This window comes from Paenibacillus terricola (assembly GCF_014779765.1).
Taxonomy (GTDB): Bacteria; Bacillota; Bacilli; order Paenibacillales; family Paenibacillaceae; genus Paenibacillus_T; species Paenibacillus_T terricola.
In genome coordinates, this window is the sequence record NZ_JACXZA010000008.1 from 1 (window position 1) to 23,772 (window position 23,772).

39 protein-coding genes and 2 tRNA genes are annotated in these 23,772 nt (G+C 44.7%); 40 read left to right on the forward strand and 1 reads right to left on the reverse strand.

Translation table 11 applies throughout. The annotated features are described in order from the left end of the window. The first annotated feature begins 301 nt into the window (after positions 1-301). The 32 genes from H8B09_RS25560 (at position 302) to H8B09_RS25710 (ending at position 18,533) form a co-directional block, all read left to right on the forward strand. Positions 302-378, forward strand: a tRNA-Asp gene (locus H8B09_RS25560). A 14-nt stretch (positions 379-392) separates the two neighbouring features. Next, positions 393-468 (forward strand) — tRNA-Thr (locus H8B09_RS25565). Between the two features lie 174 nt (positions 469-642). Further along, the gene (locus H8B09_RS25570; RefSeq protein WP_191206440.1) at positions 643-1,338 is read left to right on the forward strand and encodes an HAD family hydrolase; all 696 of its coding nucleotides are present in this window, start codon (positions 643-645) and stop codon (positions 1,336-1,338) included. 286 nt (positions 1,339-1,624) lie between these two features. Then, the gene (locus tag H8B09_RS25575; protein WP_191206441.1) at positions 1,625-2,158 is read left to right on the forward strand and encodes an AAA family ATPase; all 534 of its coding nucleotides are present in this window, start codon (positions 1,625-1,627) and stop codon (positions 2,156-2,158) included. A gap of 262 nt (positions 2,159-2,420) precedes the next feature. Continuing rightward, positions 2,421-2,903, forward strand: a complete 483-nt coding sequence (locus H8B09_RS25580) for an NUDIX hydrolase (protein WP_224754015.1) — start codon at positions 2,421-2,423, stop codon at positions 2,901-2,903. An 81-nt stretch (positions 2,904-2,984) separates the two neighbouring features. Then, a complete protein-coding gene (locus tag H8B09_RS25585; RefSeq protein WP_191206443.1) occupies positions 2,985-3,422 on the forward strand; it encodes a GNAT family N-acetyltransferase in 438 nt (145 codons plus the stop codon). A 29-nt stretch (positions 3,423-3,451) separates the two neighbouring features. After that, complete coding sequence (locus H8B09_RS25590) at positions 3,452-4,012, forward strand: ribonuclease FAU-1 family protein (protein WP_191206444.1); 561 nt, start codon at positions 3,452-3,454, stop codon at positions 4,010-4,012. Positions 4,013-4,069: 57 nt separating this feature from the next. Then, the gene (locus tag H8B09_RS25595) at positions 4,070-4,501 is read left to right on the forward strand and encodes a GNAT family N-acetyltransferase (RefSeq protein WP_191206445.1); all 432 of its coding nucleotides are present in this window, start codon (positions 4,070-4,072) and stop codon (positions 4,499-4,501) included. 20 nt (positions 4,502-4,521) lie between these two features. Then, entirely contained in the window at positions 4,522-5,283 is a 762-nt protein-coding gene (locus H8B09_RS25600) for a Nif3-like dinuclear metal center hexameric protein (RefSeq protein WP_191206446.1), read from the forward strand. 12 nt (positions 5,284-5,295) lie between these two features. Further along, complete coding sequence (locus H8B09_RS25605) at positions 5,296-5,949, forward strand: hypothetical protein (RefSeq protein ID WP_191206447.1); 654 nt, start codon at positions 5,296-5,298, stop codon at positions 5,947-5,949. A gap of 115 nt (positions 5,950-6,064) precedes the next feature. After that, positions 6,065-6,523 carry a signal peptidase II gene (gene lspA / locus H8B09_RS25610; protein WP_191206448.1) on the forward strand — a complete coding sequence of 153 codons (459 nt, stop codon included), beginning with the start codon at positions 6,065-6,067 and terminating at the stop codon, positions 6,521-6,523. Positions 6,524-6,691: 168 nt separating this feature from the next. Continuing rightward, positions 6,692-7,459: a DUF4184 family protein gene (locus H8B09_RS25615; protein ID WP_318152783.1), complete on the forward strand. Its 768-nt coding sequence runs from the start codon at positions 6,692-6,694 to the stop codon at positions 7,457-7,459. A gap of 32 nt (positions 7,460-7,491) precedes the next feature. Next, positions 7,492-8,157, forward strand: a complete 666-nt coding sequence (gene rpiA, locus H8B09_RS25620) for a ribose-5-phosphate isomerase RpiA (RefSeq protein WP_191206450.1) — start codon at positions 7,492-7,494, stop codon at positions 8,155-8,157. Between the two features lie 46 nt (positions 8,158-8,203). Then, positions 8,204-8,659, forward strand: a complete 456-nt coding sequence (locus tag H8B09_RS25625; RefSeq protein WP_191206451.1) for a macro domain-containing protein — start codon at positions 8,204-8,206, stop codon at positions 8,657-8,659. A 184-nt stretch (positions 8,660-8,843) separates the two neighbouring features. Continuing rightward, complete coding sequence (locus tag H8B09_RS25630; protein ID WP_224754016.1) at positions 8,844-9,233, forward strand: hypothetical protein; 390 nt, start codon at positions 8,844-8,846, stop codon at positions 9,231-9,233. Positions 9,234-9,278: 45 nt separating this feature from the next. Continuing rightward, complete coding sequence (locus tag H8B09_RS25635; protein ID WP_191206452.1) at positions 9,279-9,746, forward strand: DMP19 family protein; 468 nt, start codon at positions 9,279-9,281, stop codon at positions 9,744-9,746. Between the two features lie 14 nt (positions 9,747-9,760). Beyond that, the gene (locus tag H8B09_RS25640) at positions 9,761-10,492 is read left to right on the forward strand and encodes a metallophosphoesterase family protein (protein WP_191206453.1); all 732 of its coding nucleotides are present in this window, start codon (positions 9,761-9,763) and stop codon (positions 10,490-10,492) included. A gap of 55 nt (positions 10,493-10,547) precedes the next feature. Then, on the forward strand, positions 10,548-10,877 hold the full coding sequence (locus H8B09_RS25645; protein ID WP_191206454.1) for a DUF3024 domain-containing protein: 330 nt from the start codon (positions 10,548-10,550) through the stop codon (positions 10,875-10,877). Positions 10,878-10,904: 27 nt separating this feature from the next. Beyond that, positions 10,905-11,360 (forward strand): GNAT family N-acetyltransferase, encoded by a 456-nt coding sequence (locus H8B09_RS25650; protein ID WP_191206455.1) that lies wholly within the window; start codon positions 10,905-10,907, stop codon positions 11,358-11,360. 35 nt (positions 11,361-11,395) lie between these two features. Beyond that, positions 11,396-11,812, forward strand: coding sequence for an HD domain-containing protein (locus H8B09_RS25655; protein ID WP_191206456.1), 417 nt, complete (start codon positions 11,396-11,398; stop codon positions 11,810-11,812). A gap of 151 nt (positions 11,813-11,963) precedes the next feature. Then, positions 11,964-12,470, forward strand: coding sequence for a GNAT family N-acetyltransferase (locus H8B09_RS25660; RefSeq protein ID WP_191206457.1), 507 nt, complete (start codon positions 11,964-11,966; stop codon positions 12,468-12,470). Between the two features lie 102 nt (positions 12,471-12,572). Then, entirely contained in the window at positions 12,573-13,241 is a 669-nt protein-coding gene (locus tag H8B09_RS25665; RefSeq protein ID WP_191206458.1) for an HAD family hydrolase, read from the forward strand. A 17-nt stretch (positions 13,242-13,258) separates the two neighbouring features. Further along, on the forward strand, positions 13,259-13,879 hold the full coding sequence (locus tag H8B09_RS25670) for a GNAT family N-acetyltransferase (protein ID WP_191206459.1): 621 nt from the start codon (positions 13,259-13,261) through the stop codon (positions 13,877-13,879). Between the two features lie 16 nt (positions 13,880-13,895). After that, a complete protein-coding gene (locus H8B09_RS25675) occupies positions 13,896-14,468 on the forward strand; it encodes a DinB family protein (protein WP_191206460.1) in 573 nt (190 codons plus the stop codon). Positions 14,469-14,540: 72 nt separating this feature from the next. Next, positions 14,541-15,065, forward strand: a complete 525-nt coding sequence (locus tag H8B09_RS25680) for a GNAT family N-acetyltransferase (RefSeq protein ID WP_191206461.1) — start codon at positions 14,541-14,543, stop codon at positions 15,063-15,065. A 52-nt stretch (positions 15,066-15,117) separates the two neighbouring features. After that, entirely contained in the window at positions 15,118-15,681 is a 564-nt protein-coding gene (locus H8B09_RS25685) for a GNAT family N-acetyltransferase (RefSeq protein ID WP_191206462.1), read from the forward strand. 18 nt (positions 15,682-15,699) lie between these two features. Continuing rightward, positions 15,700-16,155 (forward strand): aminoacyl-tRNA deacylase, encoded by a 456-nt coding sequence (locus H8B09_RS25690; RefSeq protein WP_191206463.1) that lies wholly within the window; start codon positions 15,700-15,702, stop codon positions 16,153-16,155. Positions 16,156-16,186: 31 nt separating this feature from the next. Next, positions 16,187-16,546, forward strand: a complete 360-nt coding sequence (locus tag H8B09_RS30770) for a hypothetical protein (RefSeq protein ID WP_224754017.1) — start codon at positions 16,187-16,189, stop codon at positions 16,544-16,546. Between the two features lie 5 nt (positions 16,547-16,551). Beyond that, positions 16,552-16,848: a hypothetical protein gene (locus tag H8B09_RS30775; RefSeq protein ID WP_224754018.1), complete on the forward strand. Its 297-nt coding sequence runs from the start codon at positions 16,552-16,554 to the stop codon at positions 16,846-16,848. Next, positions 16,845-17,393, forward strand: coding sequence for a GNAT family N-acetyltransferase (locus H8B09_RS25700; RefSeq protein ID WP_191206464.1), 549 nt, complete (start codon positions 16,845-16,847; stop codon positions 17,391-17,393). Before H8B09_RS30775 ends, H8B09_RS25700 begins: the two co-directional genes overlap by 4 nt. 33 nt (positions 17,394-17,426) lie before the next feature. Further along, the gene (locus H8B09_RS25705) at positions 17,427-18,017 is read left to right on the forward strand and encodes a hypothetical protein (RefSeq protein WP_224754019.1); all 591 of its coding nucleotides are present in this window, start codon (positions 17,427-17,429) and stop codon (positions 18,015-18,017) included. Positions 18,018-18,047: 30 nt separating this feature from the next. Then, complete coding sequence (locus H8B09_RS25710) at positions 18,048-18,533, forward strand: GyrI-like domain-containing protein (protein ID WP_191206466.1); 486 nt, start codon at positions 18,048-18,050, stop codon at positions 18,531-18,533. A 47-nt stretch (positions 18,534-18,580) separates the two neighbouring features. Here H8B09_RS25710 and H8B09_RS25715 read toward each other — a convergent pair whose 3' ends face one another. After that, positions 18,581-19,060 carry a GNAT family N-acetyltransferase gene (locus H8B09_RS25715; protein ID WP_318152768.1) on the reverse strand — a complete coding sequence of 160 codons (480 nt, stop codon included), beginning with the start codon at positions 19,058-19,060 and terminating at the stop codon, positions 18,581-18,583. A gap of 170 nt (positions 19,061-19,230) precedes the next feature. Here H8B09_RS25715 and H8B09_RS25720 point away from each other — a divergent pair, with 170 nt between their 5' ends. The 8 genes from H8B09_RS25720 to H8B09_RS25755 all read left to right on the forward strand — a co-directional run bounded on the left by H8B09_RS25720 (position 19,231) and on the right by H8B09_RS25755 (position 23,767). Beyond that, positions 19,231-19,998 carry a GNAT family N-acetyltransferase gene (locus H8B09_RS25720; RefSeq protein ID WP_224754021.1) on the forward strand — a complete coding sequence of 256 codons (768 nt, stop codon included), beginning with the start codon at positions 19,231-19,233 and terminating at the stop codon, positions 19,996-19,998. Between the two features lie 35 nt (positions 19,999-20,033). Continuing rightward, complete coding sequence (locus H8B09_RS25725) at positions 20,034-20,492, forward strand: hypothetical protein (protein ID WP_191206468.1); 459 nt, start codon at positions 20,034-20,036, stop codon at positions 20,490-20,492. Between the two features lie 12 nt (positions 20,493-20,504). Continuing rightward, the gene (locus H8B09_RS25730) at positions 20,505-20,927 is read left to right on the forward strand and encodes a GNAT family N-acetyltransferase (protein ID WP_191206469.1); all 423 of its coding nucleotides are present in this window, start codon (positions 20,505-20,507) and stop codon (positions 20,925-20,927) included. A 24-nt stretch (positions 20,928-20,951) separates the two neighbouring features. After that, positions 20,952-21,428: a GNAT family N-acetyltransferase gene (locus tag H8B09_RS25735; protein WP_191206470.1), complete on the forward strand. Its 477-nt coding sequence runs from the start codon at positions 20,952-20,954 to the stop codon at positions 21,426-21,428. Positions 21,429-21,694: 266 nt separating this feature from the next. Then, a complete protein-coding gene (locus H8B09_RS31335) occupies positions 21,695-21,991 on the forward strand; it encodes a nucleoside/nucleotide kinase family protein (protein WP_397376098.1) in 297 nt (98 codons plus the stop codon). A 341-nt stretch (positions 21,992-22,332) separates the two neighbouring features. Continuing rightward, positions 22,333-22,818 carry a DinB family protein gene (locus tag H8B09_RS25745; RefSeq protein ID WP_191206471.1) on the forward strand — a complete coding sequence of 162 codons (486 nt, stop codon included), beginning with the start codon at positions 22,333-22,335 and terminating at the stop codon, positions 22,816-22,818. 32 nt (positions 22,819-22,850) lie between these two features. Next, positions 22,851-23,387 carry an NUDIX hydrolase gene (locus H8B09_RS25750; protein ID WP_191206472.1) on the forward strand — a complete coding sequence of 179 codons (537 nt, stop codon included), beginning with the start codon at positions 22,851-22,853 and terminating at the stop codon, positions 23,385-23,387. Positions 23,388-23,392: 5 nt separating this feature from the next. Further along, the gene (locus tag H8B09_RS25755) at positions 23,393-23,767 is read left to right on the forward strand and encodes a hypothetical protein (RefSeq protein WP_224754022.1); all 375 of its coding nucleotides are present in this window, start codon (positions 23,393-23,395) and stop codon (positions 23,765-23,767) included. Positions 23,768-23,772: the final 5 nt, after the last annotated feature.

Genomic DNA, 23,772 nt, shown 5'->3' on the forward strand with positions numbered 1-23,772 from the left:
TGCAGCTGACGAGTACTAATCGATCGAGGGCTTATCCTAAGCGTTTTGGCGAATGCCAAAATCGCAACTTCGAAAGCAATACCTAAGCTAAAGTTTCAACATTCGCATCCAGTTTTGAAGGTGCAACCTTCAAATTAGACCAAGAAAGAGACCAATCAGCACCGAGAAGGTTGAATTGGATCGAAGAAGGAGCAACGGAGTGTAGGCAAACCCTACATGAGTAGCGGACTTCGAGAGCCGGTTCAAGATTCGATGTCGAGTAAGCCTCTTGAAATCCTTCGTGATCATTGGTCGATACTGCGGAGCCGTGGTGTAGAGGCCTAACATGCCTGCCTGTCACGCAGGAGACCGCGGGTTCGAATCCCGTCGGCTCCGCCATTTTAATTAAATACGCCGGTGTAGCTCAGTTGGTAGAGCAACTGACTTGTAATCAGTAGGTCGTGGGTTCGACTCCTATCGCCGGCACCATTTTTCAAACGAACATCCCGTTCTGAGACATAATGTCTTTGATTGGGATTTTTTTTGTTTTCTAATCGGAATAGTAGTCGAACAATTGTTCTTCATCTTAATGGAATATGATGGTAAACTATATTAGGAATCGAACTAAGCAGCTTGGATGAGGAGCTGAAGCCGATCAATAGGATGTACAAAGCGATTATATTCGATCTGGACAATACACTCTTGAATTACTCAATGTGTGAATGGCATGCAATGAGAACAGCAGTTCAAGCACATCATTTGTTCCAGAATGATGATATTAGGTGGAACGAGTTTTGGGAGGCCTATTGCAATAGCAACGCGGTGCATTGGATGAATTTTGTGAGAAATGCCGGTATCCATCATAGTATTGAAGAAGTTCTAATTCGTTCCTTCCAGGACTCCTTAGCTGAGTATCAAGGACCTAATTTAGAGCAGTTAGCTCAGACCTATTGGGATCAATTTTGTCATTCATGTATTATGGAGGATGGAGCTCAATCTATCATTCAATATACAAGTAAGCATTACAAATTAGGTATTATCTCAAATGGTATAGGTGTCGCTCAGAGAAAAAGATTGGCTGCAGGAAACATCCTACATCAATTTGATTCAATCGTTGTATCGGATGAGATAGGGATCCGAAAGCCTAAGAAAGAAATCTTCGATCTTGCGTTGAATGAACTCCATTTATCAAGTGATGAAGTGCTATATGTGGGTGATTCGCTATCGGATGACTACAATGGTGCTAGAAACGCTAGGATCGATTTCTGCTACTATAATCGCAAGGGTCAAGCTATACCGAATGAAATTGCTCCTAGGTATGTCATAAACGAATTAAGGGATCTTATGCGAGTTACTTAGGATAAGATAATCGTTAATATGAATATGTAGACGAAGAGATTCAGTCATAACGATCTTACCTTATATTCGACATGTGAGCCTTGTCCGATGTGCAGTTGTACGATTCTGATGTCTTTTTACCTGACCAAGAGCTGGAGACGAGACAAAGAGAGCTAATGGCAAAGTTTTATACGAGTCGAGGGTATTTGGAGACTGATTGGCATTTGGAGAAGAGTGAATTTGTAAACAAATAAGCTAGCTTACTTGGTTAAGATAATAAGATTAGATGGAAGAGAGAACGATCATTATGAAAAATACTGTATATATTATTTCTGGACCTGCTGGCGTAGGCAAGTCTACGACATCACAAACTCTTGTACAGGAATTTGAGAAGAGTGCTTACATCTCCGGAGACGATATTAGCCACATCCCTGTCAAAGGCAGAGGATTACCGTGGCTCGATCAGGAGTCATTAGATCTGATTTGGAACAATATTTTGAGTCTGACGAGTAATCTGTTGGATTACGGTTTCGATGTAGTGATCGATTATGTAACATTTCCCTCGGAAGCAGCATGGTTAGCTGAGAAGCTAAAGCACAGAGATATCAAGGTTGTATATGTGGTACTGCTGGTGGATGATGAAACGATAGTTCAGCGGGATCGTCTAAGACCAGAGGAACATCAAATGGGAGAACGCAGCCTGATCCTACTACACGAGTTTGAAAGGGACGGCAGCTTAAGTGATCTTAACAAGCTATACACTCATCATTACAGCGTCGATCAACTGCCGGAGATTATTAAGGAGATTATACATAACGAGAAGTATCTTGTACGGCTGTAATGGAAGTTGTAGAGTAGGTGTACTTTCTTCCCAACATGAACTTATGTATAATAATGGAATAGAATTCAGACATCACACGACTCACGCAGGATAGCAGCTATCTTTGCCGAGTCGTTTTTTTATATTTTGTAAGGATTGAGATATCGTCTATGAAGTGATTAAGTTCAATTGACCTTATTTAGCCATTTTATCAAGATAGACATATAAGCAGGTTTGATTACCCGCCAAGGAGACGAATTACATTCGAATGAGGAATACATCGTTGAGCCAGTGGTTTGAACTTGATGAAGTTGATCACGAGCATATGAAATTCGCAGTTATTATCGCTACATTTCATGACCAGTACATTATCATTCATAACAAGAAGCGTGGTGGGTGGGAGATACCTGGGGGCAGCAGAGAACCAGGTGAATCCATCGTTCAGACAGCATCTCGAGAACTATACGAAGAAACAGGTGCTGTGAGATTCGACTTAATGCCATTCGGAATCTATGAGATGAATGGAAGCTATGGAATGGTGTTCTATGCGAAAGTAGAGGAGTTAAGCGCCTTGCCAGCCTTTGAAATCGAAGCAATAAGGTTTGAAGATGTGCTGCCTGAGGGGATGAACTTCGACGAGATGTTTTATATTTTCAATGATAAATGGATGGAACGGAAATACAAGATGCATACGTTATACAGCATTAATAATAGGAACATAGAAGAGACGAATCAGGGGTTGGTAATAGGTGAATCTCGAAACTAAATCATGCAACGTTATCGCAATCGGCGGTTCAGCTTCCGAGGCAGGGAAAAGCACTTTGACAAACATCAGGAGCGGAGGTGAATGGAATTGATCGTTAGGCGTGCGGAAGCCTCAGATTATATGACTCTCTCGAGGCTTTCTGAATCATGGGAATCAGAGAACATTACTTATGGTCTGAAAGCTAACGCTATTGAGGATTTAGAATCAGCCGAAATATGGGTAGCAGATGAAGAGGGTCTAATTGCAGGCTATCTGCTTGGCGAGGTTAGAAACAATAAGGGTCTAGCAGTTTTCGAGGAGACGGATGAGGCTTATTTTGAAATTGAAGAGATTTACGTTCATCCTGCTCATAGAAGCAAAGGTTATGGCAGTGCCCTGATTCAGCATGTAACGGAACTGATGAATCAGCGGGGCATTACCCGAATGACAGTAAGCACTGCAAATAAGAACTGGCAGAAAGTCATGGCGTTCTATCAGAAGCACGGGTTCAACAGTTGGACGATGACTTTGTACAAGTAAGTCAGTCACCACAGGAGGCTCACATAATTATGCAATTCAAACAGAAACAAGCGGATCGCCCCGACTGGAGAAGAATTGCAGCTAAGCGGTATGTTCAAACGCATAGAAGAACGGAATCATTCCAAGGCTACGTTACTTATTTGCTGTTGGACAAGGTTGTCGAGCCGTTAGTCGTGAACTATGGAGCAGACGATATTTGTATCGCCGATGATGGTTTCGTCTGGATCATGTTAATCCCTGAGCATCAGAACTATTGTGTAACCGTTATGGTCAATGCAGGTGATGCGGTCGTTCAGTGGTACTTCGATATCATCCATTCAACAGCTCTGTCACCAGACGGCATTCCTCTAATCAATGATCTGTACCTGGATTATATTCATCTGCCCGACGGTACTACGATTGTGAAAGACATGAAGGAGCTAGCGAAGGCGCTGCAGGACGGAATAATAACGGAAGACCTGCATGACCTTGCATTGCGGGAGGGAAATAAGCTTCTTGAGGAGATCAACAGCGGAAGTCATTATTTGATTCATCATACCGAGATGTATCTCGATGGCTTGCAGGAGATAAGGAATGGAGATTTGGTTTGAAAAAATGATATCAAATTAGTAACGATTGTGCGCTCAGAGCGAGTGAAGGGGTGCAAGGTGTCGATTACATTTGAATTCCTGCAGGAGAGGCATTTGCCGCAGATTAGGGAATGGCATCGGGATCCTGAAACTTTTAAGAGGCTAACCATTCCGCCAGTGGAAGATTGGTTTAAGTTCGTTAGCAGTCGATTAGATTATTTCGTATTGGCAGCCAGTGAGAATGATGAACTCATCGGTGAGGTTATGGTTGAACTAATTGAATATAAGCGGGCATCAATTGCCTTCGTTGTTAGTCCCACACATAGGTGCAAGGGATATGGGAAGCGAATGCTTGCATCGATAATCACTCATGCCATCCTGACTGAAATCAATGAAATCGAAGCTTGGGTCGATGAGGATCATATTGGAAGTATCAAATGTCTGGAAGCTGCAGGGTTTACAATAGATGAAACAGAAGATCAGTTGGTTCGTTATTTATATAAGAGGTAATGAAGGGGGAAGGTTGCCGTATGAACATTCAACAATTCAAGACCCGTATTGAAGAGTTGTTCGGCCAGCTGCTCGTCGATTTTCACGAAAATGAAGAGTATGGTTACAATAATGTCTCATCCACCGAATATCGGACGATTGGATATGCAACCAACCTTACGCCCGAGATCATATTGCAGGCAGCGGAACAGAAGGTCGACTTGATTGTAACCCATCATGATGCGTGGGATTTTGTGTATGGTATGAAAGAAAGATGTAACGCGCTGCTGGAAGAGCACCATATGACTCACTTCTTCATTCACTTGCCGCTGGACTATGCGGAGTTCGGGACTTGTAATTCTCTGCTTCAGTTATTAGGTGCAAATATTGTTCAACAATCGCAGCACATCAATGGAGACAGCAGTATTGGAATTGGAGAGCTTAAGCATCCAGTCACATTAGAGGAATTGGCAGCAACGATGAGCGGTGTATTAGAAGAGAAGGTTTTTGTAGGGCGGAATAGCGACAAGGTCATACGCAGGATTGGGATGGTAACCGGAGCGGGTAATAGTACGAATCAGCTGAAGGAAGCGATGGAGTACAATTGCGACGTGTATATCACAGGTGAGAAAACGTTGTACACCGTGCAATATGCGAAGTTCATTCATATGAATCTTATCGTAGGCAGCCATACATTCACCGAGATATTCGGAGTAAGGTCACTGGTCTTTAAGATTCAAGAGCAATTTCCGGATCTTGAGATCGTACAATTAAATGAAGAGCATAACGAGGTTATGACATAGCCTGGACACAAGATGGGAGTGATTATAATCAAGAAAGGTTATTATTTCATCATCGTCATCGCTGCAGCAATGCTGCTTATATCGCAAACGCATGTGAAGGAATCTTTTGGCGATCAGATATTCGAAGCAATAGGCATTTCACCTTGGACGAAGAGCAATCAGAATGGATTGCATTTACCAGTTATACTTGGAATATTCCTCATGATCATAGGAGTAGCTGGATCACAAAGAACCCTGCGGAATCGTCATCCCAAAATATCTAGAATGATACTTATTGGTTGCATTGCATTCTTCTTTATATTCCCTTTCATGACGCAAGGCGTGATGTTTGCAGCGAAATATAACGCAGCTGACGCTGCTTCAGTCCAAGTGACCAATGCTAAATGTGATTTCGCATCGAATGAGAATAAGGTCACTGCAGATTGCTCATTCAAGATTTTCAATTATGGTAAAGCGGAGGAAGTCGTAATCCATCCTGTGCTTCCAACGAATTGGCATCGCAACGTCGATATCGATTTTGGCGCTATTACAGTGACGCTCGACCGGCATAGTAAACAGAATATGACAGTACGGTTCAATGGCACTCAGAATAATGGGAGCGGATTTACAGGCTGGGGTCAAGATATTGGTATGAAAGTAATCTCAACGAATAGGGCTAAACAGTAGACGTTGTTATCGATAGTCATCACAAGACTACAAGTCTTCGTCATGGAAGTGGTACAATTAATAAAGAGCAATATGGCGAAGTAATAGAAAGAGTCCGCAAGGGAGAGGTGAGCATATGTTTTATACTCTTCTATTACTCGTTGTCCTTCTTGATCAGGCTGCTAAGCTGTGGGTCCGCTATCATATGGAGCTGGGCCAATCGATCGAGATGTGGGATGGGTTTCAATTAACGTTCTTCGAAAACTCAGGTGCAATGGCGAGCAGTTTTGAGGGGTATGGGACGTACTTTGTCATCCCGGCTGTCGGAATCGCGATATGGGCGATCTATCTTTATCATAAGGGCATGCTCAATAGTTTGGTGCTGCGTTGCGGAGCGGGGATATTCGTTGGCGGTGCAATTGGGAATGCGATCGACCGTATACTGCGTGGCAAAGTGACGGATTTCCTCGATTTCGGGAGGGGGATATCCAATCTGGCTGACCATGCGATCACTCTAGGCATGCTGCTTATCCTTATTCATGGATTCATCATCAGCCCGATGAGGAAAAGAAAATCAAAGCGTATAACAGTTTGATAAAGAGCCGCATAGATGTCCCATGATGGTGGTCTACGTGGGTGATCTGCAGTTCTTCATATCAACCTGTGAAGATGGTACAATTAGGGAAGTGAATTCTGCCGAGTGTTAGCCGCACTCGGTTTCTTTGTAAATATATGACCAGGAATCGGCAGACCTGAAGGAGGGATCGGTACGCCATTCACATTTGCACATCCTTTGTACGCCATACCGTTGACACTTGTGAAGCCTCGTTATTGGAGTATATCCGGTTTGATTCTGGGCAGTATGTCTCCTGATTTTGAGTATTTCCTAGCGCTTGAGCCGCGGCAGACGATCGGACATACCTTCAAAGGTCTCCTCGTTGAGGCGATTCCATTAAGCATCATTATATTAGTGCTCGTTCATCTATGTATCCAATCATTTGCCGCTCATTTACCATCGATTGCTCAACTGGATTGGAGAGCTTACAAGCGAATAAAATTAATGGATCTGCGGAGCTATAGGAGCTGGATCATATTTCTGCTCTCCGTTGTTGTCGGATTCTACAGCCACCTATTCGTTGACGCATTTACACACGAGAGCGGGTATTTCGTCCAGCGGCATCAGACCCTTCAGAACGAATACGGTGTTGCTATTCCTTTGTACCAATTACTGCAGTACCTTTTCTCTTTGTTTGGCATGATGGTGGAGTTCGTTCTACTTATGTGGATGCTGTTCAAGACACCGATTTCAACTGGAGTCGTGAATGTGAAGCGGACTTCTTGGTTCGCCAAAATAAAGTATTGGTCCATTGTGCTCATCGTTGCGGTCGGTATAGTAGCTGCCAAACTAGCAATGACAACAAGTACGAATACACTGGGTATTCTTGTTGTCGCACCAATCTCAGGCGTGTTGGCAGGCATCATAGTAGCGAGCCTGTTTGGCCGAGGAGAAATGAGGATTCAGAGAAAATAATTAAATGACAGATAACAGAGGGGTCTAATCCAATGAATGCTAAGAAAGCAGCAGCAGATAAAGCAGTGGAATTGATTCAGAGCGGAATGACAATTGGACTAGGCACAGGATCTACAGCCTATTGGGCGATACATAGAATTGCAGAGCGGATGAATGAAGAGGGACTTCGGATTGAAGCGGTGTCCAGTTCGAAGCAATCAGAAGAGTTGGCTAACCAACTGGGCATTCCGATTATTCCGTTCTCGGAAGTGAAGTCGATCGATATTACGATTGATGGTGCAGATGAAGTTGATCGGGATACGAATCTGATCAAGGGCGGCGGGGGCGCACTACTGCGAGAGAAGATTATTGCATCGAACAGCAACCGGTTCGTCGTCATTGTGGACGAATCCAAGATGGTGCCAACGTTAGGCAAGTTTCCGCTGCCAATCGAGATTGTCCCGTTCGCCACAGAACTAACCATTAGACGGCTGGAGCAGCTGGGCTGCAGGCCTGTGATTCGTATGGCGGATCAAGCGACATTCATTACGGACAATGGCAATTGGATTATTGACTGCCACTTTGATGAAATATCGAATCCCGGCGAACTAGGTGAACGGATTAAGACGATACCTGGTGTTGTCGAGCATGGGTTATTCGTTCGGATGGCGAACACGGTTGTGGTCGGACATGCCGATGGTACGACGACGGTCCAATAAGAGTATTGATTTGCGAGAGCATCTCGTTCGGAGAGGAGTGTTATCTATGGCAGTTATCGTAATTGACGGCGATTTGTTGCATGCATCGGAGGATATCATCGGACACCAGGTAAACTGTCAAGGTGTGATGGGGTCCGGAGTGGCCAGGGCATTGCGGGATCGATATGGGAACCTTTATCCCTCGTATAAACAATTTTGCAATCAATATGATTCACATCAGCTGCTTGGACAATGCCAGCTTGTTCGAACCGGCTCGAAATTTACGGCAAATCTATTCGGACAATTGAATTTCGGTAGGCAGAATGTTCTCTATACGAACTACGAGGCATTGAAACAAAGTCTCACTACATTGAAAGAAGAAGCCAAGAGGGATGGCTATTCGATTGCACTTCCCTATAACATTGGCTGCGGGTTAGCGAACGGGGATTGGAACGTTGTCGAGTCGATGCTGCAGGAAGTATTCGAGGATTATGAAGTTACGCTTTATCGACTTGGGTCATGATCTAGCTGTTCCAATTTCGATGCAAAGGACCATTCCTATGACCCTCAATCTATATCATTACTTTGATAGAGATATTGGGCCGTTCCGAAACTTATCCAAACTTACGAGAGTGGAATCGGAGGTCGTGTCCAATCAAATCCGACTTGAAGGAAATACTTTTGCCAGTCGCCGATCGGAAGATTACATGAGCATCAGGCGAGAGCTAGAGTCGGCTGCACGCAACCAGTTTATCGCAAAGGGTGGGAATCCACAGAATCCTTTCCCCCATTACATGACGCTCGGGGCCTGTGATTGGTTAAAATCATGGTATGCGAGTCCAGACGTACTGGAGATTCCTTGGGATCATTTTGCTGAGGAATCCGTTAGTTTTACATACGGAGATCTATTTCCTACCATGCGTTATCGAGATGACAAGCCTTATCGGCAGCAGGTATATACGAAGTCGGAAATTGTTGAGCTTATTGAGAAGTACGGCTTTCCGCAGGATTGGAACCGGGACGGAGACAAGGGGCCAGAACGATACATTGAAGCGCAGATTTGGGATGAGGAAGTTATTGGACGTTACTTGTTATAGCTTTGTGCGAATGGAGATAGGATTTATTTGATAGGAGCGGTACTGTTGGATAATTACATCATTCAGATGCTAGATGAGTATAAAGATAATGAACATGGTTTTATTATAGAACTCTCGCAAGTCCTTTTTGACAAAACTAATTACGGGGAACACCTTGATAGATTGGATGAGATTGAATTAACCTTCTATCTGATTAACGAGCTTGAGATGGAAGTGAATAACGGGGGACTAGATCAATATTTCTTTAATTCAAGCGGGAAGAATGCCAAGAAAGCGATCGCAGCCTTGCATAAGATTGAGGCGACCTTTACGGCGAACTTAGTTCAGGAAGCACAGAAATGTTATGATGGTGGATGGAAGGGACCCTTACTTCGGTTCTTTCATTTGTATAATGAAGATAAACAGTTGGCGGAAATGGATAAGTTCGATAAGGTTTTTTACGAATATAGGGAATCGATCTCAGAACTATTAATTAATTACATAAGAAAGAACTTGAAAGAGGTTGTTTGTTAGTAGGAGGTAATGGGATGGATCGTATTGCAGTTATTTCGGATATACATGGGAATTTGCCAGCTCTGGAAGCTGTGTTGGAGGATATTAATTCGCGTCATGTTGCGAAGATATATTGTCTGGGCGATCTGATTGGGAAAGGACCAAGTTCAGATCTCGCCGTAGATGTTGTTCAGCGGACATGCGATAAAGTGATTAAGGGTAACTGGGATGATTTTGTATCCAAAACAAGCGAGTTCGAGGCTGTGCATTGGCATCAAGCAAAGCTGGGACCGGAGAGAATGACGTATTTGAGCCAATTGCCGTTCGGCATTGAATGGTATATGAGCGGGCGACTTATCCGATTATTTCACGCTTCGCCTCGCAGCGAATATGAGCGGATTCAACCGTGGGACTCAGAGGAGCGGCGGCTGTCTCTATTTGAAAGCTCCGAGCATTTTGAGCAGGCAGGGTTATCAGACGTGGCTGGGTATGGGGATGTGCATAATGCTTATGTGCAAAATATCGCTGGTCGAACATTGTTCAACACCGGGAGCGTAGGCAACCCGTTGGAGATTCCCCAAGCTTCATACGCCATCCTTGAAGGCTGCTTAGACAGCAAGGAGCTTGCATCATTCAGCATTCAGTTGGTGAGAGTTCCTTACGATATTGAACTTGCGATCCAACAAGCAGTGGATGATGGTATGCCTGATCTTGAGGCGTATGTACGTGAATTGCGAACGGGGCAGTATCGAGGGAAAAAAGGCTAGTCGTGGTTAGAGATACGGAATATTTTCAACTTACATAAGGTAGAGGTGCTTCGAGATGGATGATTTCACTAAGAAACGTATTGAGAAAATTATGAATGTATATATTGAACAGAAGGTTCCGAAACACATACGAAATCAAATTAGACTCAATTATAAAATTAGAGGCAATAACGTAACGTTAAATGAAGAACGACCTGCTTTCAAGAGCACGGAGTGGGTGGAGTTGCCCGTTGCCCAGTTCCGACTGGAGCAGAATCAATGGAAAGTGTACTGGAGAGATAGCAAGAACAAATGGCATTTTGTCGAGGACATCGCTCCACATGAGAACTTTGAAACACAGCTAATGATTGTGGAAGAAGATAGTAGAGGAGTATTCTGGAACTAACTGTTAATTGAAAGGAACCGGAACTAAATGGACATTCGCATTACAAGAGTGATGCCAGACCAGATCCCAATGGATCTGATGCTGTTAGCGGACCCTTCCCAGGCCCTGATCGAAGAGTACATTCGTCGAGGCTTGTGTTACTTGGCGTATGCACAAGATCAGATTGTTGGCGAGTTTGTACTGCTGCCGACTCATCCGCAAACGATTGAGATTGTGAATGTTGCAGTGGATGAGGGATCTCAGGGAAGAGGGATTGGCCAAGCCCTTGTACGCAAGGCGATCCAAGAAGCAAAGGAATTAGGTTATCGAACAATCGAGATTGGGACAGGCAATTCGAGTTTCCATCAGTTAAAACTGTACCAGCGATGCGGATTCAGAATTGTTGGTGTCGATTTAGATTTTTTCACTCGCAACTATGAGGAAGAGATCTATGAAGATGGTATCCAATGCCAAGACATGATACGGCTTAGAATGGAATTGTAACCGATAAAGTGATATTGGAACTTGGGGGGGACGAATTGAATATCGAGTTGGCGATTGCTATTGCACTTGAAGCACATAGAGGTCAAGTGGACAAAGGGGGTTCTCCCTATATACTGCATCCCTTGGCGGTAATGAATCGGGTTGAGACGTTGGATGAGAAAATTGTTGCTGTTCTTCATGATGTCGTAGAGGATTCATCAATTACACTTGAGCAGTTGAAAGGGCATGGGTTCTCTGATGAGATCATAGATGCGATCCGCAGGTTGACCAAATCCGCAGAGGATAGTTACGAGGCTTTCATCGAGAAGACGATGGATAATCAGATCGCTCGGAATGTCAAAATAGCAGACATAAAAGAAAATATGAATATATCTCGAATTAAGAACCCAACAGAGCATGACTACAACCGTTTAGTGAAGTACAAGAAAGCGCTCGAAAGACTTGAAGAATAGTGCTTTATTATATCGACATAATAAAACATAAGTAGTATGAGCGCATAGACCTTTCGCAAGAAAGGTCTTTTTGTTGTACTTCTCAGAATGATATTCATTATGTATAATGGCAAAATATAGAAGGCTAGAAAAACTAAAGCAGGTGATGGGCATGGACCAGCTCGATAAGTCGTTAAAGATCAGACATGCAACTCATGATGAAGCTCCCATTGTACTGGAGCTGTGGCAAATGTCTGCCAGATGGTTAAATGCGAAAGGGATTTACCAGTGGAGACCGGAATATTTTCGACTTGAGCAGGTAGTTGAGTTTATGGACAATGGATCGGACGTTTATGTAGCGGAGCATGAGGGAACTATTGTCGGCACCTATGTGTTGACCTGGTCGGATCCTATGATCTGGCGCGAATTGGATCATAACGATGCAGGATACATTCATCGATTTGCTGTGAACAGAGATTACAAGGGCCTTGGAATGGGAACGTTGCTCATTCATTCCGCGATCGAGGAGATCAGACGGCGCGGCAAGAAGGTTGTAAGACTGGATTGTATGGCTGAAAATCCGAGACTGAATCAGTATTATCGGGAGTTCGGATTTGGATTCGTGCGCAGATTAGAATTCGATAACTGGGCCGCGAATTTGTATGAGATCGTGCTGTAGAGCCGAATCCATAATGGACAACCACGGTGATGCTTGGAAGATGAGTTAATGAAGCTGATCGGGAGAAAGAATCGGAAAGAATAGAGATAGAAAGAGGCCAATATGAGAATACAAGCGGTGTTCTTTGATTTATTCGAAACGCTGATCACTGAATTTATGGACGGCAGCCGAATTTCTAAACGCCAGTATGATTATATGCAGTTGCTAGGCCTATCCGCTGAAACATTTAAGCATGAGTGGCGCAATCATCAGGATGCTCGGATGAGAGGAGAGCATGCTACTTTCAACGATGTGATCCGCGCTATATTAGCATCGCACAGCTTACCAGTGAACGAAGCTAATATCGAGTTTCTCTATCAAGAGAGATTGAAGGAGAAGCATATCCCTTTCAGGCAGATTCATGCGGAAGTATTGGAGCTCCTCCAATACTTGAAGCAGAACCAGATCAAGGTCGGCCTCATCAGTAATTGTACGGAAGAAGAAGTGAGGGGCTGGCAGGATTGTGCCCTTAGCGAGTATTTCGATGATGCTGTTTTCTCCTATCAGACTGGAAAGTGTAAGCCGGATAAGGAGATCTATACGCTGGCTTGTGAACGATTGCAGGTTCTGCCAGAAGCGAGTGTCTTCGTTGGAGATGGCGGATCGAATGAGCTATCTGGCGCAGCGGATGCAGGACTTAACGTCTTTCATGCTGTATGGTTCCAATCATGGACCAAGAGTGACTTCAAGCAACTTAGACGCCCGAGCGAGCTAATCGCTGCATTTCAATAGGAAGGGACGACAGGGTCATGTATGCTTTTGACAAGCTGGAAGGGAAGAGAATTGTACTGCTCCCTTTACGAATAGAGCATCTGAACCCGTTGTTTGAAGCAGCAATTGATCCTCAAATATGGGAGCTGTATCCGACCTCTATCCGCTCAATCGAGGACATGCAGACTTTTATCCTTAAAGCTATTGAGGGGCGTCAACGCGGGGACCAGTTTCCTTATGCCGTATTCGATAAACAACTGGACAAGTTCGTTGGGTCGACGCGGTTTCTGCGAATTTCGGAGGAGAACAACAATCTGAATATCGGTTCGACGTGGTATTCACCCGAGGTCTGGCGCACGAGAGTCAATACGGAAGCGAAGTATCTGATGGTGGAGCATGCTTTCGAATCGGTTCATGTAAGTCGGGTGGAGCTGATTACGACACCTGAGAACTTTCGTTCGCAGCGAGCGATCGAAAGGTTGGGAGCCGTACGAGAAGGGATTTTTCGCAAAAAGTATAACAATCGGGATTACATCATCTACAGTATTATTGATTCGGATTGGCCGGATGTGAAGCATCGGCTGGAACGTTACTTAGAAGACGAAAGCAGTTCAATGAATGGACTGATAAGCGAACGGGAAATTACACATACAGACTAGTAAGGCGGGATAAACAATGACGGTTCAACAAACGATCCAGTATATCGATCAGGAGCTGTCGGATACACTCCAGCAGTATCAAGAATGGTATGAATTACACCCGGACATACTCGGTTTCAAGCCATCTGAGGGCTGGAGCATTGCGCAAATCTTGGAGCATGTGACGCTGACTAATTATTACTTGCTTATACTGATCCGGAAGGGTCGTAGGAGAGCGATGGAGCTTGCAAGCAAGGTTGATATGGTACAAAAGCTTGAGGGTTACGTAAACAATCTCGGCGCACTCGATCGTATTGCGCAAGATAAGTCATTGAAGTGGATTCGGCCCGAACATATGGAACCGACAGGTGACAAGTCGTTAGCAGAGGTACAATCACTGATGGCCGAGCAGATAAACGAGTGTAGACAGATCCTTGCTGAAATCCCGAATGGTGAGGGGATATTGGCGGAGACAACGATGACTGTGGCAGACCTCGGCAAAATTGATGTCTATCAATATATCTATTTCTTATGTCAGCATGCCAGAAGGCATATTTCACAGATGGAGCGGGTGAGAGAAGAGTACTTGGAAAAAGAAGGGACGAGGTAAATTCACGTTAACGGGAATGTCTCTTGATCAAGGAGAAACAACCGTCAGTCGAAAATTATTAGAGGTGATGAAATGACTGTAGTCCTCATTCGAACAGAAAATGAACGCGATTATGATCAAGTCTACAAAGTAAATTACGCAGCATTCGGAAATCGCGAGGATGAAGCGAAGCTAGTTGAACGCATTCGAGCTACGCCTTATTTTGTACCACAGTTATCGCTAGTTGCAGAATTGGATGGTGAGATCGTAGGTCATCTACTGCTCAGCAGAGCTGAAATAGTTAATGGCACAGAGTGCCACGAGGTCATCGTCCTTGCTCCAATTGCGGTGAAGCCAGCGCATCAGAAGCATGGGATTGGCAGGCAATTGATCCAAGAAGGGCTGGAGCGTTGCCGACAGCTTGGTTATTACGTTGTTCTGTTAATTGGTCATCCGAGTTATTATCCTAAGTTTGGGTTCAAGCCTGCTCGACCATTAGGTCTGGAATTAAAGCAATTCGAAGTGCCAGACGATGTATTCATGGTGTGCGAGCTGAAGGACAATGAGCTGCTGCATATACAAGGCGAATTGATATACCCGGTTGCATTCTTCGGTTAAAGCAACCGAATTCGAAATCAAACTCGCAGTCAGTTAGGGAGGATCAACCATCATGTTCAACTACCGAATCGACGATTCACTAATTCTTACGTTATTGGAAACGAGAGATGCAGAAGCTTTATACGCATTGATTGATCGGAATCGTAACTATATTGGTCAGTGGTTGAAATTCCCGAGTATGACGTTATCTGTTGATGACTCGAAAGCATTCATCGAGCGGACACGCCTACGTTATGCCAAGGATGACGGTTACTGGATCGGTATTTGGGAAGGTGGAGAACTCGTAGGTTCTATCGGCTACTTGTATATCGACCAGGATAATCGGAAGACCGAGATTGGGTATTGGCTAGGGCAGGAGTATGAGGGCAGAGGCATCATCACGCGTGCTATTCAAGTGCTGATTCAATACGCTTTCTCTCGCCTGAATATGAATAAAATCGAAATCGGAGCAGCATCGACCAATACGAGGAGCCGTGCGATCCCCGAACGATTAGGTTTCCAGTGCGAAGGAGAAATAAGAGATTACGAGTTTATGAATGGCCAATATCTTAATCGTGTTATCTATGGACTGTTGGCAAGTGAGTGGGACTCGCGATCAGGTGGTACAAGAGATTAAGTGGAAGAAGGTGTGGAGATGGATGAATTACTAGCCAAGCTCAATCAGTATGATGTTGTTTATGAAATTATCGAACATACGAAACAGATCCATTCCGCTCAGGAAGGGGCCGAGTATTTTGGCATCGACATCGGTCAGACCGCTCCGACACTTATTATGAAGACAGACAAAGGTTATTACGCGGTCATTATTTGTGGCGATTATGGGCGAGTGGATCTGGAGGCGATGAAAGCCTTGTTGAATGTCGAACAGCTCAGACTTGCGAAGCCGAATGAGGTAGAGCAGGTCACGGGGAGTAAAATAGGCAGCGTAGCACTGATTAATAGCGGCCTTCCTACTATTATCGATAAGCAGTTATTTCGTTACGATTACGTTTATGGCGGGACAGGGGTTCCACAGACGACGTTGAAGCTGCCGCCTGATGCAATAGTCCAATTGAATGAAATCGTGGGTTATCTTAGAGCGGATTCTTAATGCCGTGGAATGAGTAGAGGAGGAAGTGCATTTGCCTTGGCAGATGGTGCATTTTGCAATAACAGATCAAATCCATAATGGATCACCTTCACCGGAGTTGTTTATTGGCAGCATCTCTCCCGATGCAATCCATGCGAGAGGCAGCATTTCACGAGAAGAGAAAGGCCTTACACATCTCGTGTATAAGGGTATTATGCCGACGAAGGAAATGATTTGGGACAAGCACGACTCCTACGTTTCGATGAAAACGACGAAGGAGTGGCGCAATTTTGTCTTAGGGTATTTCTCGCATATCTACACCGACCTCAGATGGACAGAAACACTGTATACCGATTTTGAACAGGCGTATTCTGGCGATCCGAATGCAATGCGGCCTATAACACAGAAGTAAGCCAGGTGGAATTTGATCTGATAAAATCGACGGATCGTTTGGACGAATGGATCAAGCTGCTTCAGGGGGCGGAAGGTTATTCGATCGCCCCATTCGTAACCGACCGGGAAGTACGCAAGTATCGGGATGAGAAGATAGCTTGGTTGTTGGAAGCGGGTAATGAACCGCGGATAACGCCGATTTATTTTACATTGGAGCGAGTATTGCAGTTCATTGATCAGACAGCGATGGAAATTCGAGAGCTGTTAAGAGAAAGATTACCCCATGCTGACGAGTTCATGTCGAGGAGAGAAAATAGTTGAAAGCATTTCCCCAGTTCGAAACGAAAAGATTGGTGCTCCGACAGCTGAATCTTGATGATGCTGCGGATGTATTTGACTATTTTGCCAGAGATGAAGTGACGCAATTCTATGATCTGGCAACGTTCACGGAGCAAAGGCAAGCAGAAGAACTGATACAGCAGTGGAATAATCGGTACATGCGGTCGGAAGGGATCCGATGGGGCATTACACTTCGGGGCGAGGATCGGGTTATAGGAACATGCGGCTTCCATAGCTGGTCCCAGGAACATAATAAAATAGAAGTGGGATACGAGTTGACCCCAGAATATTGGCAGCAAGGAATCATGTCAGAAGCGCTCAAGGCGGTTATTGCATATGGCTTCGAGCATATGAAGTTGAATCGGATTGAGGCGCACATTGATCCGGATAATATTAGTTCAAGGAAGCTGTTGCAGAAGGTCGGATTAACAGAGGAAGGCACCTTGCGGGACTATTATTTTGAGAAAAACCAGTACGTAGATGCCGTTGTATTCTCTATTTTGCGTAGAGAGTACATCCCAGAGTAGGGGGCAATTATCATAGGAACGAAATTCGGTAATATGCATGTCATGGCAGATAACCTCGATGTCGTCATTGAGGCATTAACAAGCATGACGGAGGAAAGGGAGCAGCCCGTTATCCCTTCAGGTAAGTTTGGTGGATATGAGGCACTGCTGGCAGAGGCATATCGCGGAAGGAATGTCTTCTACCTCGGTCAATTGCAGCCGGGCTTAGTAAGCGTTCTGAATGATCATTTCGACTGGGGCGAAGTTGAAGCGGTTGGAGAAGTGTTATCCAGCTATATTCAAGCTCCTATTATGACGATTTCATACTTTGATGACGGTGTGTTCACCATGACAATATACTCCAAAGGTGAGGAAGTAACCAGTCAAATATGGTGTACAGACGGAGCAAGATATGATTATGAACTAGAGGACAAGCATGCGGACATTAGCGTGCTTACGGAGTACTTGGGCCACCAGCACTTCGACCGGTTGAATGCTATTATTGCAATGACCGATTGCGAGGAGGCTGTAGAATCGCTGCAGGAGCTCCTTCAGATACCGTTGTGGATCAAGTCGGACTGGTTCGACGATATTCAAGATCCAGAATTAAAAGGCAAATATACGAAGTATGATTTGAATCGTTGATGATCTTATCATGAGGCGGAGGCGGTTGTTGTGGAAAGCAAAATTGTTCATAGAGATGGACTGCTATTGGCAGGACTGGCGGCTAACGTGACATTGGGGGATGTAGAGGCAGGGACGGCCATTCGGCTCGGCGAGCAATTTCTTGCAAGACGGTCCGAAATCAATAATGTAATCAATTCGAGAGAACATTTCGGCCTGTCTACCGACCCGGACAATTACAATCCCGAGACGGATAAGTTCGAATTCTTCATCGGGGTAGAGGTATCGTCAATCGATAACTTGCCGGACGGCATGGTTTATCGCGAGGTGCCTAAGAACGATTATGTCGTGTTCACATTCGAGGGTCCTGCTGACAACGCAGGCCGGGTTCATCACTACCTGTATTCCACTTGGCTGAACAACAACGACTACCAACTGGCAGCCCCACTTAATATCGAGGTTTATGACGAACGGTTCAAAGGACCCGCAGCAGCAGAATCAGTAACGGATATTTATTTTCCGATATGCAAAAAATAGCCAAAATACCACCTTGATTGCAAGTGATCTGAGGTGGTATTTCATTGTTATTTGAAAATCGAAGATTTTATCGTATGGTGCTCATAAATCTTGGTAGGTCTCCCCCATACGAATCGATCAATCCCAATCTCCCTGAATCCGAACTTCTCATATAGATGAATATGGTCTGTAGTCAGATAAACCTTATCAAAGCCCAAGTTCCCCGCTGTTATTCTTCCATGCAGCAGCAGTTGCTCAATTAACCGTTCACCTCTTCTATTCTCATCAATGAACACACACGAGATCCAAGGTGACAAGTCGGTTCGTTCAATGAGCTCCTTCTCGAGCAGTTGATAGAATCCGATAATTTGTTCGTTATCCATGATGTAATAGCACTGCGGTAAAGCATTCTCTGTAGCGAAGCATTGATCGATTGTATCACTAAATACATTGCTGACCGGAGGCCAATGGTTTGCTACATAAGACTTTAGTTGTTGGGTGTTCATGGGATTATCTCGGATCGAATGAATAGTTAATGGCTGAATCATGGAATACCTCGCTTGTTAAAAGATAGTTAGCACGATATTTTCCAGTATACATTAAATAGTCCAGCCTCTGGCGCTTAATTGTCTTGCAAGAAAATAGTGCCAATCCATTGGAGATGGGATACAATACCAATAAGTGTAAGGTACGTCATAGCGTATAGGGAGATTACTAGATGAAAGAGATCATATTCGTCATAAGTGTTCTCAGTATTACGATGGGAAGTTTAATTGGCTACGACGAAGGAAGTATACTCACTATCACGATTAGCATTGTTGGAGGCTTCATCCTGATGGCACTAGCCTTCATTATCGGGCGGTTGGAAGATTTAAAGCCCATAGCTGCTACGGCTCACACACTTGTTGATTCCGCTGAAACAGTGGAGGTAGATCAGGCGCCTGAGAAATTGGAATCGAATGGTGCAAACTATGCCGTCGAGGTTGTTCAGGCGGCAGAAGATCAGAAGTCGATTCTGCGACAACTGATCGAACTCTATGAATATGACTTTAGTGAGTTTAATGATGCGGATGTTAATGCGTCCGGTTATTATGGGTACACGTACTTGGATCACTATTGGACGGAAGAGAAGAGACGTGCTTATTTGGTCAAAGTGGATGCTCAGTACGCAGGTTTCGTCTTAGTGAATGATTATACGCATAACATGGTTGATGAGGATGCGAGGTCAATCGCTGAGTTCTTCATCATGCGCAAATATAGACGTCGTGGAATCGGAAAGCTGGTAGCGTCGAAAGTGTTTGATACCTTCAAGGGGACCTGGGTCGTTCTGCAGCATGGCAATAATGCGGTATCGCATCATTTCTGGACACATACGATCAATGAATATACAGGTGGCAGCTACAACGAACACGATGTGACGACAGAGCATTGGAAGGGTACCGGAATTGTGTTTCGCAGTGGGGCGTCGGAGAGCGCAGCAGAATGAGTTGATCTGAGTAATGTGCCGAAAGGATCAATGACATGAGAGATAAAATTTTATTCATCATGACCCATATCATCGGTTCAGCTATCTATAAGATAGGAAGAGCGGGAGACATGGTGTGGCTTTCCATTGGGGAGCCATCAACGACCAAAGGTCTTCGTGGCAGAAGAACAGTCTATCCGTATGCAATCCATCTGCATTGTCCGTGGGTGTTTACCTATGAGGGCAGTGTATGGATGGAGGATGATGACTTATCCGATATTAATGGGCAATCACGATTTGATTATTTGATAGAGGGGATTCCGCTGCCTCTGCGTATTGTTGCTGTAGATGCAGATGAGCGCGGAGGATTCTACCTGAGGTTTAATGGAAACTGGATGTTAAGAGCATACATACCGCAAGAGAAGTCTGAAGCAGAGCTATGGAGATTTATCGAGTTTATGGGCAGCGAAGAAGAAAGTAAGCATTTCGTAATCTCCGGTTCTAGCATGGATTAGAGGAGTGCTTGCATGACAATCGAACTGAGAGCAGCGACGTTGGAAGACCAGCATGAACTATTCGAGTTAGCGTCTCAATTAGCAACAAGCTACGCGGTGAACCGTGAACCTTTTGCGATAGCCTATCGATCACTTGTTGTTGATCCGAATGTTGATCTGATCGTTGCAGTGAGTAAAACCAAGATTATAGGCTATGTATTGGCCTTTCATCACCTAACCTTCTATGCCAATGGGATGGTCAGTTGGGTGGAAGAGATCTTCGTACAAGAGGCGTATCGGCGGCAAAATATAGGCAACCAGCTCATGCAGGAGGCCGAAGCAAGAGCGCAAAAGCGCGGATCTAAGCTTGTTGCATTGGCTACTCGCAGGGCAGGGCATTTCTATCAGGCGATTGGATACGAGGAATCCGCGACGTATTATAAGAAGCTATTGTAAGCTCATCTATAAGGAAGGGAAGAGGTGACCAACATCGAGTTTCGCAAAATTACATGGGATAACTTCATCCAATGCATTGAGCTTCAAGTAACCGACGAGCAGAGGCAATTTATCTCATCGAATCAGCATGCTCTCGCCGAAGCCTATGTCGCGCAAGACGAGGGCCAGGTCATTATAGCATTCGCGATTTACAAGGAAGAGACGCTCGTTGGGTTTATTTCGATGTATTACGATGACGGGTCCGGCAATTTCGAGTACAGCTCCTACGGGATTTTCAAAATGATGATCGATAAGCGTTACCAGGGATTGGGCTATGGTCGAGAAGCAGTCGCGAAAGCCATCGAATACTTCCGAACTTTCCCGCGCGGAGCTGCCAAAGTGGCTGAGTTAACCTACAAACCCGATAACATTGCTGCCAAGCGAATCTATGATTCTCTAGGTTTTGTTCAAACGGGCAAAATGTTGGAATGTGGTGAAGTTCATGCGGAGCTTGTATTGTAGAGGAGATGGTTTCCATTAACAAACGTAAGTCTACGATTATTGCGATTGCTGCCGTCGCGGGCGGCGGGAAAACAACAGTTACTTCACGTCTCAGTCAGAGACTGGTGCAGGCTCAAGCCCTATATTTTGACGAGTATGAACTTGAAGCGCCAGATGACATCATTGATTGAGTAGAACGTGGAGCCGTTAGTAATGAGTGGAATATAGATCCGATTGTAGCTGACATTGGGAAGCTGTCGGAATCCAGTGAAGTAGAGTACATTCTGATGGACTATCCGTTTGCAAGGTCACATGATCATTGGAAAGCGATTGATCTTACGATCTTTATCGATACGCCTCTGGATGTAGCCATGGCACGACGAATATTGAGGGATTTCGAGAACACGGATACAGAAGAAATAAAGAATGATATGCGGGTTTATCTGCAACGAGGCAGATCGGGTTACGAAAGCATGCTGCGCACGATTAAACCGATATCAGATGTTGTGATTGACGGAACCTTGCCAGTGGATGAGATTGTACAGTTGATTGAGAACAGGATTGCAGATTTATTCAATCATTAATGAAAGCGTTATCTGAAATCGCACTATTCAAATCGGTGTCAGTGAGTTTAAGCGCGGCCAATAAACACTCATCTTGCAAGGAGGAATTCAATTTGCACTTTGTATTATCCACGGCAATTATTCAGGTATTTAGTATCGGTGTTCTGGCGTTAGTAGGTTATTTCATTTATAAACTTGGGAAGCCCCGCAAGAAGAAGATCTCTTAATGTACGCTGACATTTATCCGATTGGATTCAACAGCTCGATGCAGATTGGGAGAATGGAGTTCCAATCTAGGTCGCTGAACATCGCAGCGGAAAGGGATGGCTGTCGAAACGATGATAAAGTAAGGGAGCCCGTAAATGAAAAGTTTGCTACTATACAATTGGGAAGTGCGAGACGACTATATCCGATCGTTTGAAGAGCTTTCGATTGAAGAACTTGTGAAGGATCGGCATGCTGGACAAGGCTCGATACTAAAAACACTTGTTCATATCATTGATGTAGAGTACAGCTGGATATGCGCCATAATGGGCAAGCCGGAGATTCTGTTTGACGTGGCTGATTACGGAGATCTACCGTCCATCGCTTCATTATCCAATCGGCTGAGGGCCGAGATTCGCGAAGACTTAAACATTTTGAATCTGAGCAGCCTTGAGCAAGAATCTATAATACCTCCCTGGATGACACAACCTTTAAGCAAGGCAGAGATATTGATGCATTTGATCATCCACGAAATTCATCACGTCGGGCAGCTCTCCTTATGGGCAAGGGAGCTTGGCATCACGCCTCCCAACTCTAATTTCATCGGCAGAGATTTCATCAATAAAACTCGAATGACGCAATAAATATTCTAAGCATAGTTGAAAGGCGGAACCTTATGACAACGATCGAAGAGAATTTCTATCCAGTGCTTGCTAGTCCCATTCAATGGGGGCCGGTTACCGCAAGGTTTGAGCTAGGCAACGATGTGAATGAAGATTTAGTGAGTAATGTAAGCATCGTCCCGTGCGTTGGGGATAAGTATGTTATTTTTGAAATTGAAAATGGTGGCTGGGAGTTGCCCGGCGGTACGTTGGAGCGAGGAGAGCATTACCTTGACGGACTGCGCCGAGAGATGATGGAGGAGCTTGGTGCGGAACTCGTCTCGTTCCAGCGCTTTGGCTGCTTCAATTGCACATCGAGCGCTGCCGAGCCATACAGACCTTATATCCCGCATCCTCGCTTTGTAAGGTTAGTTGGATATGGTGAAGTGAAGCTTGTCGGGAAACCTCTGAATCCGGAAGATGGTGAACAGGTCATTGCGGTAGAAGTGGTTGACATTCAGGAGGCCATTGCACGTCTCGAGAGTTGTCAGCGATATGATATCGCTCAATTATATAGGCTTGCGCATAATATCCGAATGAGTGAAGGGTGAGGTGCATGTGGGGATGGGATTTCCTACGCCAACAGAAGAATCAGGAAGGGGAGAAGTTACGGGAGCCGATATCCATCATTATGAATGACGGGAATGCAGGTCGCTTCGATTTATTATGGGATACATTCCGAGCGAATTTAGATTCGCTGCATCTGTACAAAGTAGAGATGGAGTGGGTCAAAAGCTATACGGGTGAACGATTGGACGCATTATCGCACTATTTTGACAAGCTTTCGCGTCGCGAACGGTATGAATTGCGGTTCTATACGGAATACGCAGATTTATTACTTAGTCTTCGTAAAAAGCTTGACACGAAGGGCGATGACGGAATCATGCAGTACATGTATTTCTACAGCGAGTTATTGTTGGGTTCCAGATAATCATA

Coding starts and splice junctions, on each gene's coding strand:
- H8B09_RS25600 (WP_191206446.1), top strand. CDS start 4,522: ATGAACATTCAACAATTCAAGACCCGTATTGAAGAGTTGTTCGGCCAG.
- H8B09_RS25690 (WP_191206463.1), top strand. CDS start 15,700: ATGGATGAATTACTAGCCAAGCTCAATCAGTATGATGTTGTTTATGAA.
- H8B09_RS25745 (WP_191206471.1), top strand. CDS start 22,333: ATGAAAAGTTTGCTACTATACAATTGGGAAGTGCGAGACGACTATATC.
- H8B09_RS25570 (WP_191206440.1), top strand. CDS start 643: ATGTACAAAGCGATTATATTCGATCTGGACAATACACTCTTGAATTAC.
- H8B09_RS25585 (WP_191206443.1), top strand. CDS start 2,985: ATGGAATTGATCGTTAGGCGTGCGGAAGCCTCAGATTATATGACTCTC.
- lspA (WP_191206448.1), top strand. CDS start 6,065: ATGTTTTATACTCTTCTATTACTCGTTGTCCTTCTTGATCAGGCTGCT.
- H8B09_RS25730 (WP_191206469.1), top strand. CDS start 20,505: ATGACAATCGAACTGAGAGCAGCGACGTTGGAAGACCAGCATGAACTA.
- H8B09_RS25640 (WP_191206453.1), top strand. CDS start 9,761: ATGGATCGTATTGCAGTTATTTCGGATATACATGGGAATTTGCCAGCT.
- H8B09_RS25590 (WP_191206444.1), top strand. CDS start 3,452: ATGCAATTCAAACAGAAACAAGCGGATCGCCCCGACTGGAGAAGAATT.
- H8B09_RS25685 (WP_191206462.1), top strand. CDS start 15,118: ATGTTCAACTACCGAATCGACGATTCACTAATTCTTACGTTATTGGAA.
- H8B09_RS25630 (WP_224754016.1), top strand. CDS start 8,844: ATGAGCATCAGGCGAGAGCTAGAGTCGGCTGCACGCAACCAGTTTATC.
- H8B09_RS25625 (WP_191206451.1), top strand. CDS start 8,204: ATGGCAGTTATCGTAATTGACGGCGATTTGTTGCATGCATCGGAGGAT.
- H8B09_RS25755 (WP_224754022.1), top strand. CDS start 23,393: ATGTGGGGATGGGATTTCCTACGCCAACAGAAGAATCAGGAAGGGGAG.
- rpiA (WP_191206450.1), top strand. CDS start 7,492: ATGAATGCTAAGAAAGCAGCAGCAGATAAAGCAGTGGAATTGATTCAG.
- H8B09_RS25605 (WP_191206447.1), top strand. CDS start 5,296: ATGGGAGTGATTATAATCAAGAAAGGTTATTATTTCATCATCGTCATC.
- H8B09_RS31335 (WP_397376098.1), top strand. CDS start 21,695: ATGGACTATCCGTTTGCAAGGTCACATGATCATTGGAAAGCGATTGAT.
- H8B09_RS25750 (WP_191206472.1), top strand. CDS start 22,851: ATGACAACGATCGAAGAGAATTTCTATCCAGTGCTTGCTAGTCCCATT.
- H8B09_RS25645 (WP_191206454.1), top strand. CDS start 10,548: ATGGATGATTTCACTAAGAAACGTATTGAGAAAATTATGAATGTATAT.
- H8B09_RS25705 (WP_224754019.1), top strand. CDS start 17,427: ATGCATGTCATGGCAGATAACCTCGATGTCGTCATTGAGGCATTAACA.
- H8B09_RS25720 (WP_224754021.1), top strand. CDS start 19,231: ATGAAAGAGATCATATTCGTCATAAGTGTTCTCAGTATTACGATGGGA.
- H8B09_RS25675 (WP_191206460.1), top strand. CDS start 13,896: ATGACGGTTCAACAAACGATCCAGTATATCGATCAGGAGCTGTCGGAT.
- H8B09_RS25670 (WP_191206459.1), top strand. CDS start 13,259: ATGTATGCTTTTGACAAGCTGGAAGGGAAGAGAATTGTACTGCTCCCT.
- H8B09_RS25660 (WP_191206457.1), top strand. CDS start 11,964: ATGGACCAGCTCGATAAGTCGTTAAAGATCAGACATGCAACTCATGAT.
- H8B09_RS25650 (WP_191206455.1), top strand. CDS start 10,905: ATGGACATTCGCATTACAAGAGTGATGCCAGACCAGATCCCAATGGAT.
- H8B09_RS25680 (WP_191206461.1), top strand. CDS start 14,541: ATGACTGTAGTCCTCATTCGAACAGAAAATGAACGCGATTATGATCAA.
- H8B09_RS25715 (WP_318152768.1), bottom strand. CDS start 19,060: ATGATTCAGCCATTAACTATTCATTCGATCCGAGATAATCCCATGAAC.
- H8B09_RS25725 (WP_191206468.1), top strand. CDS start 20,034: ATGAGAGATAAAATTTTATTCATCATGACCCATATCATCGGTTCAGCT.
- H8B09_RS25575 (WP_191206441.1), top strand. CDS start 1,625: ATGAAAAATACTGTATATATTATTTCTGGACCTGCTGGCGTAGGCAAG.
- H8B09_RS25665 (WP_191206458.1), top strand. CDS start 12,573: ATGAGAATACAAGCGGTGTTCTTTGATTTATTCGAAACGCTGATCACT.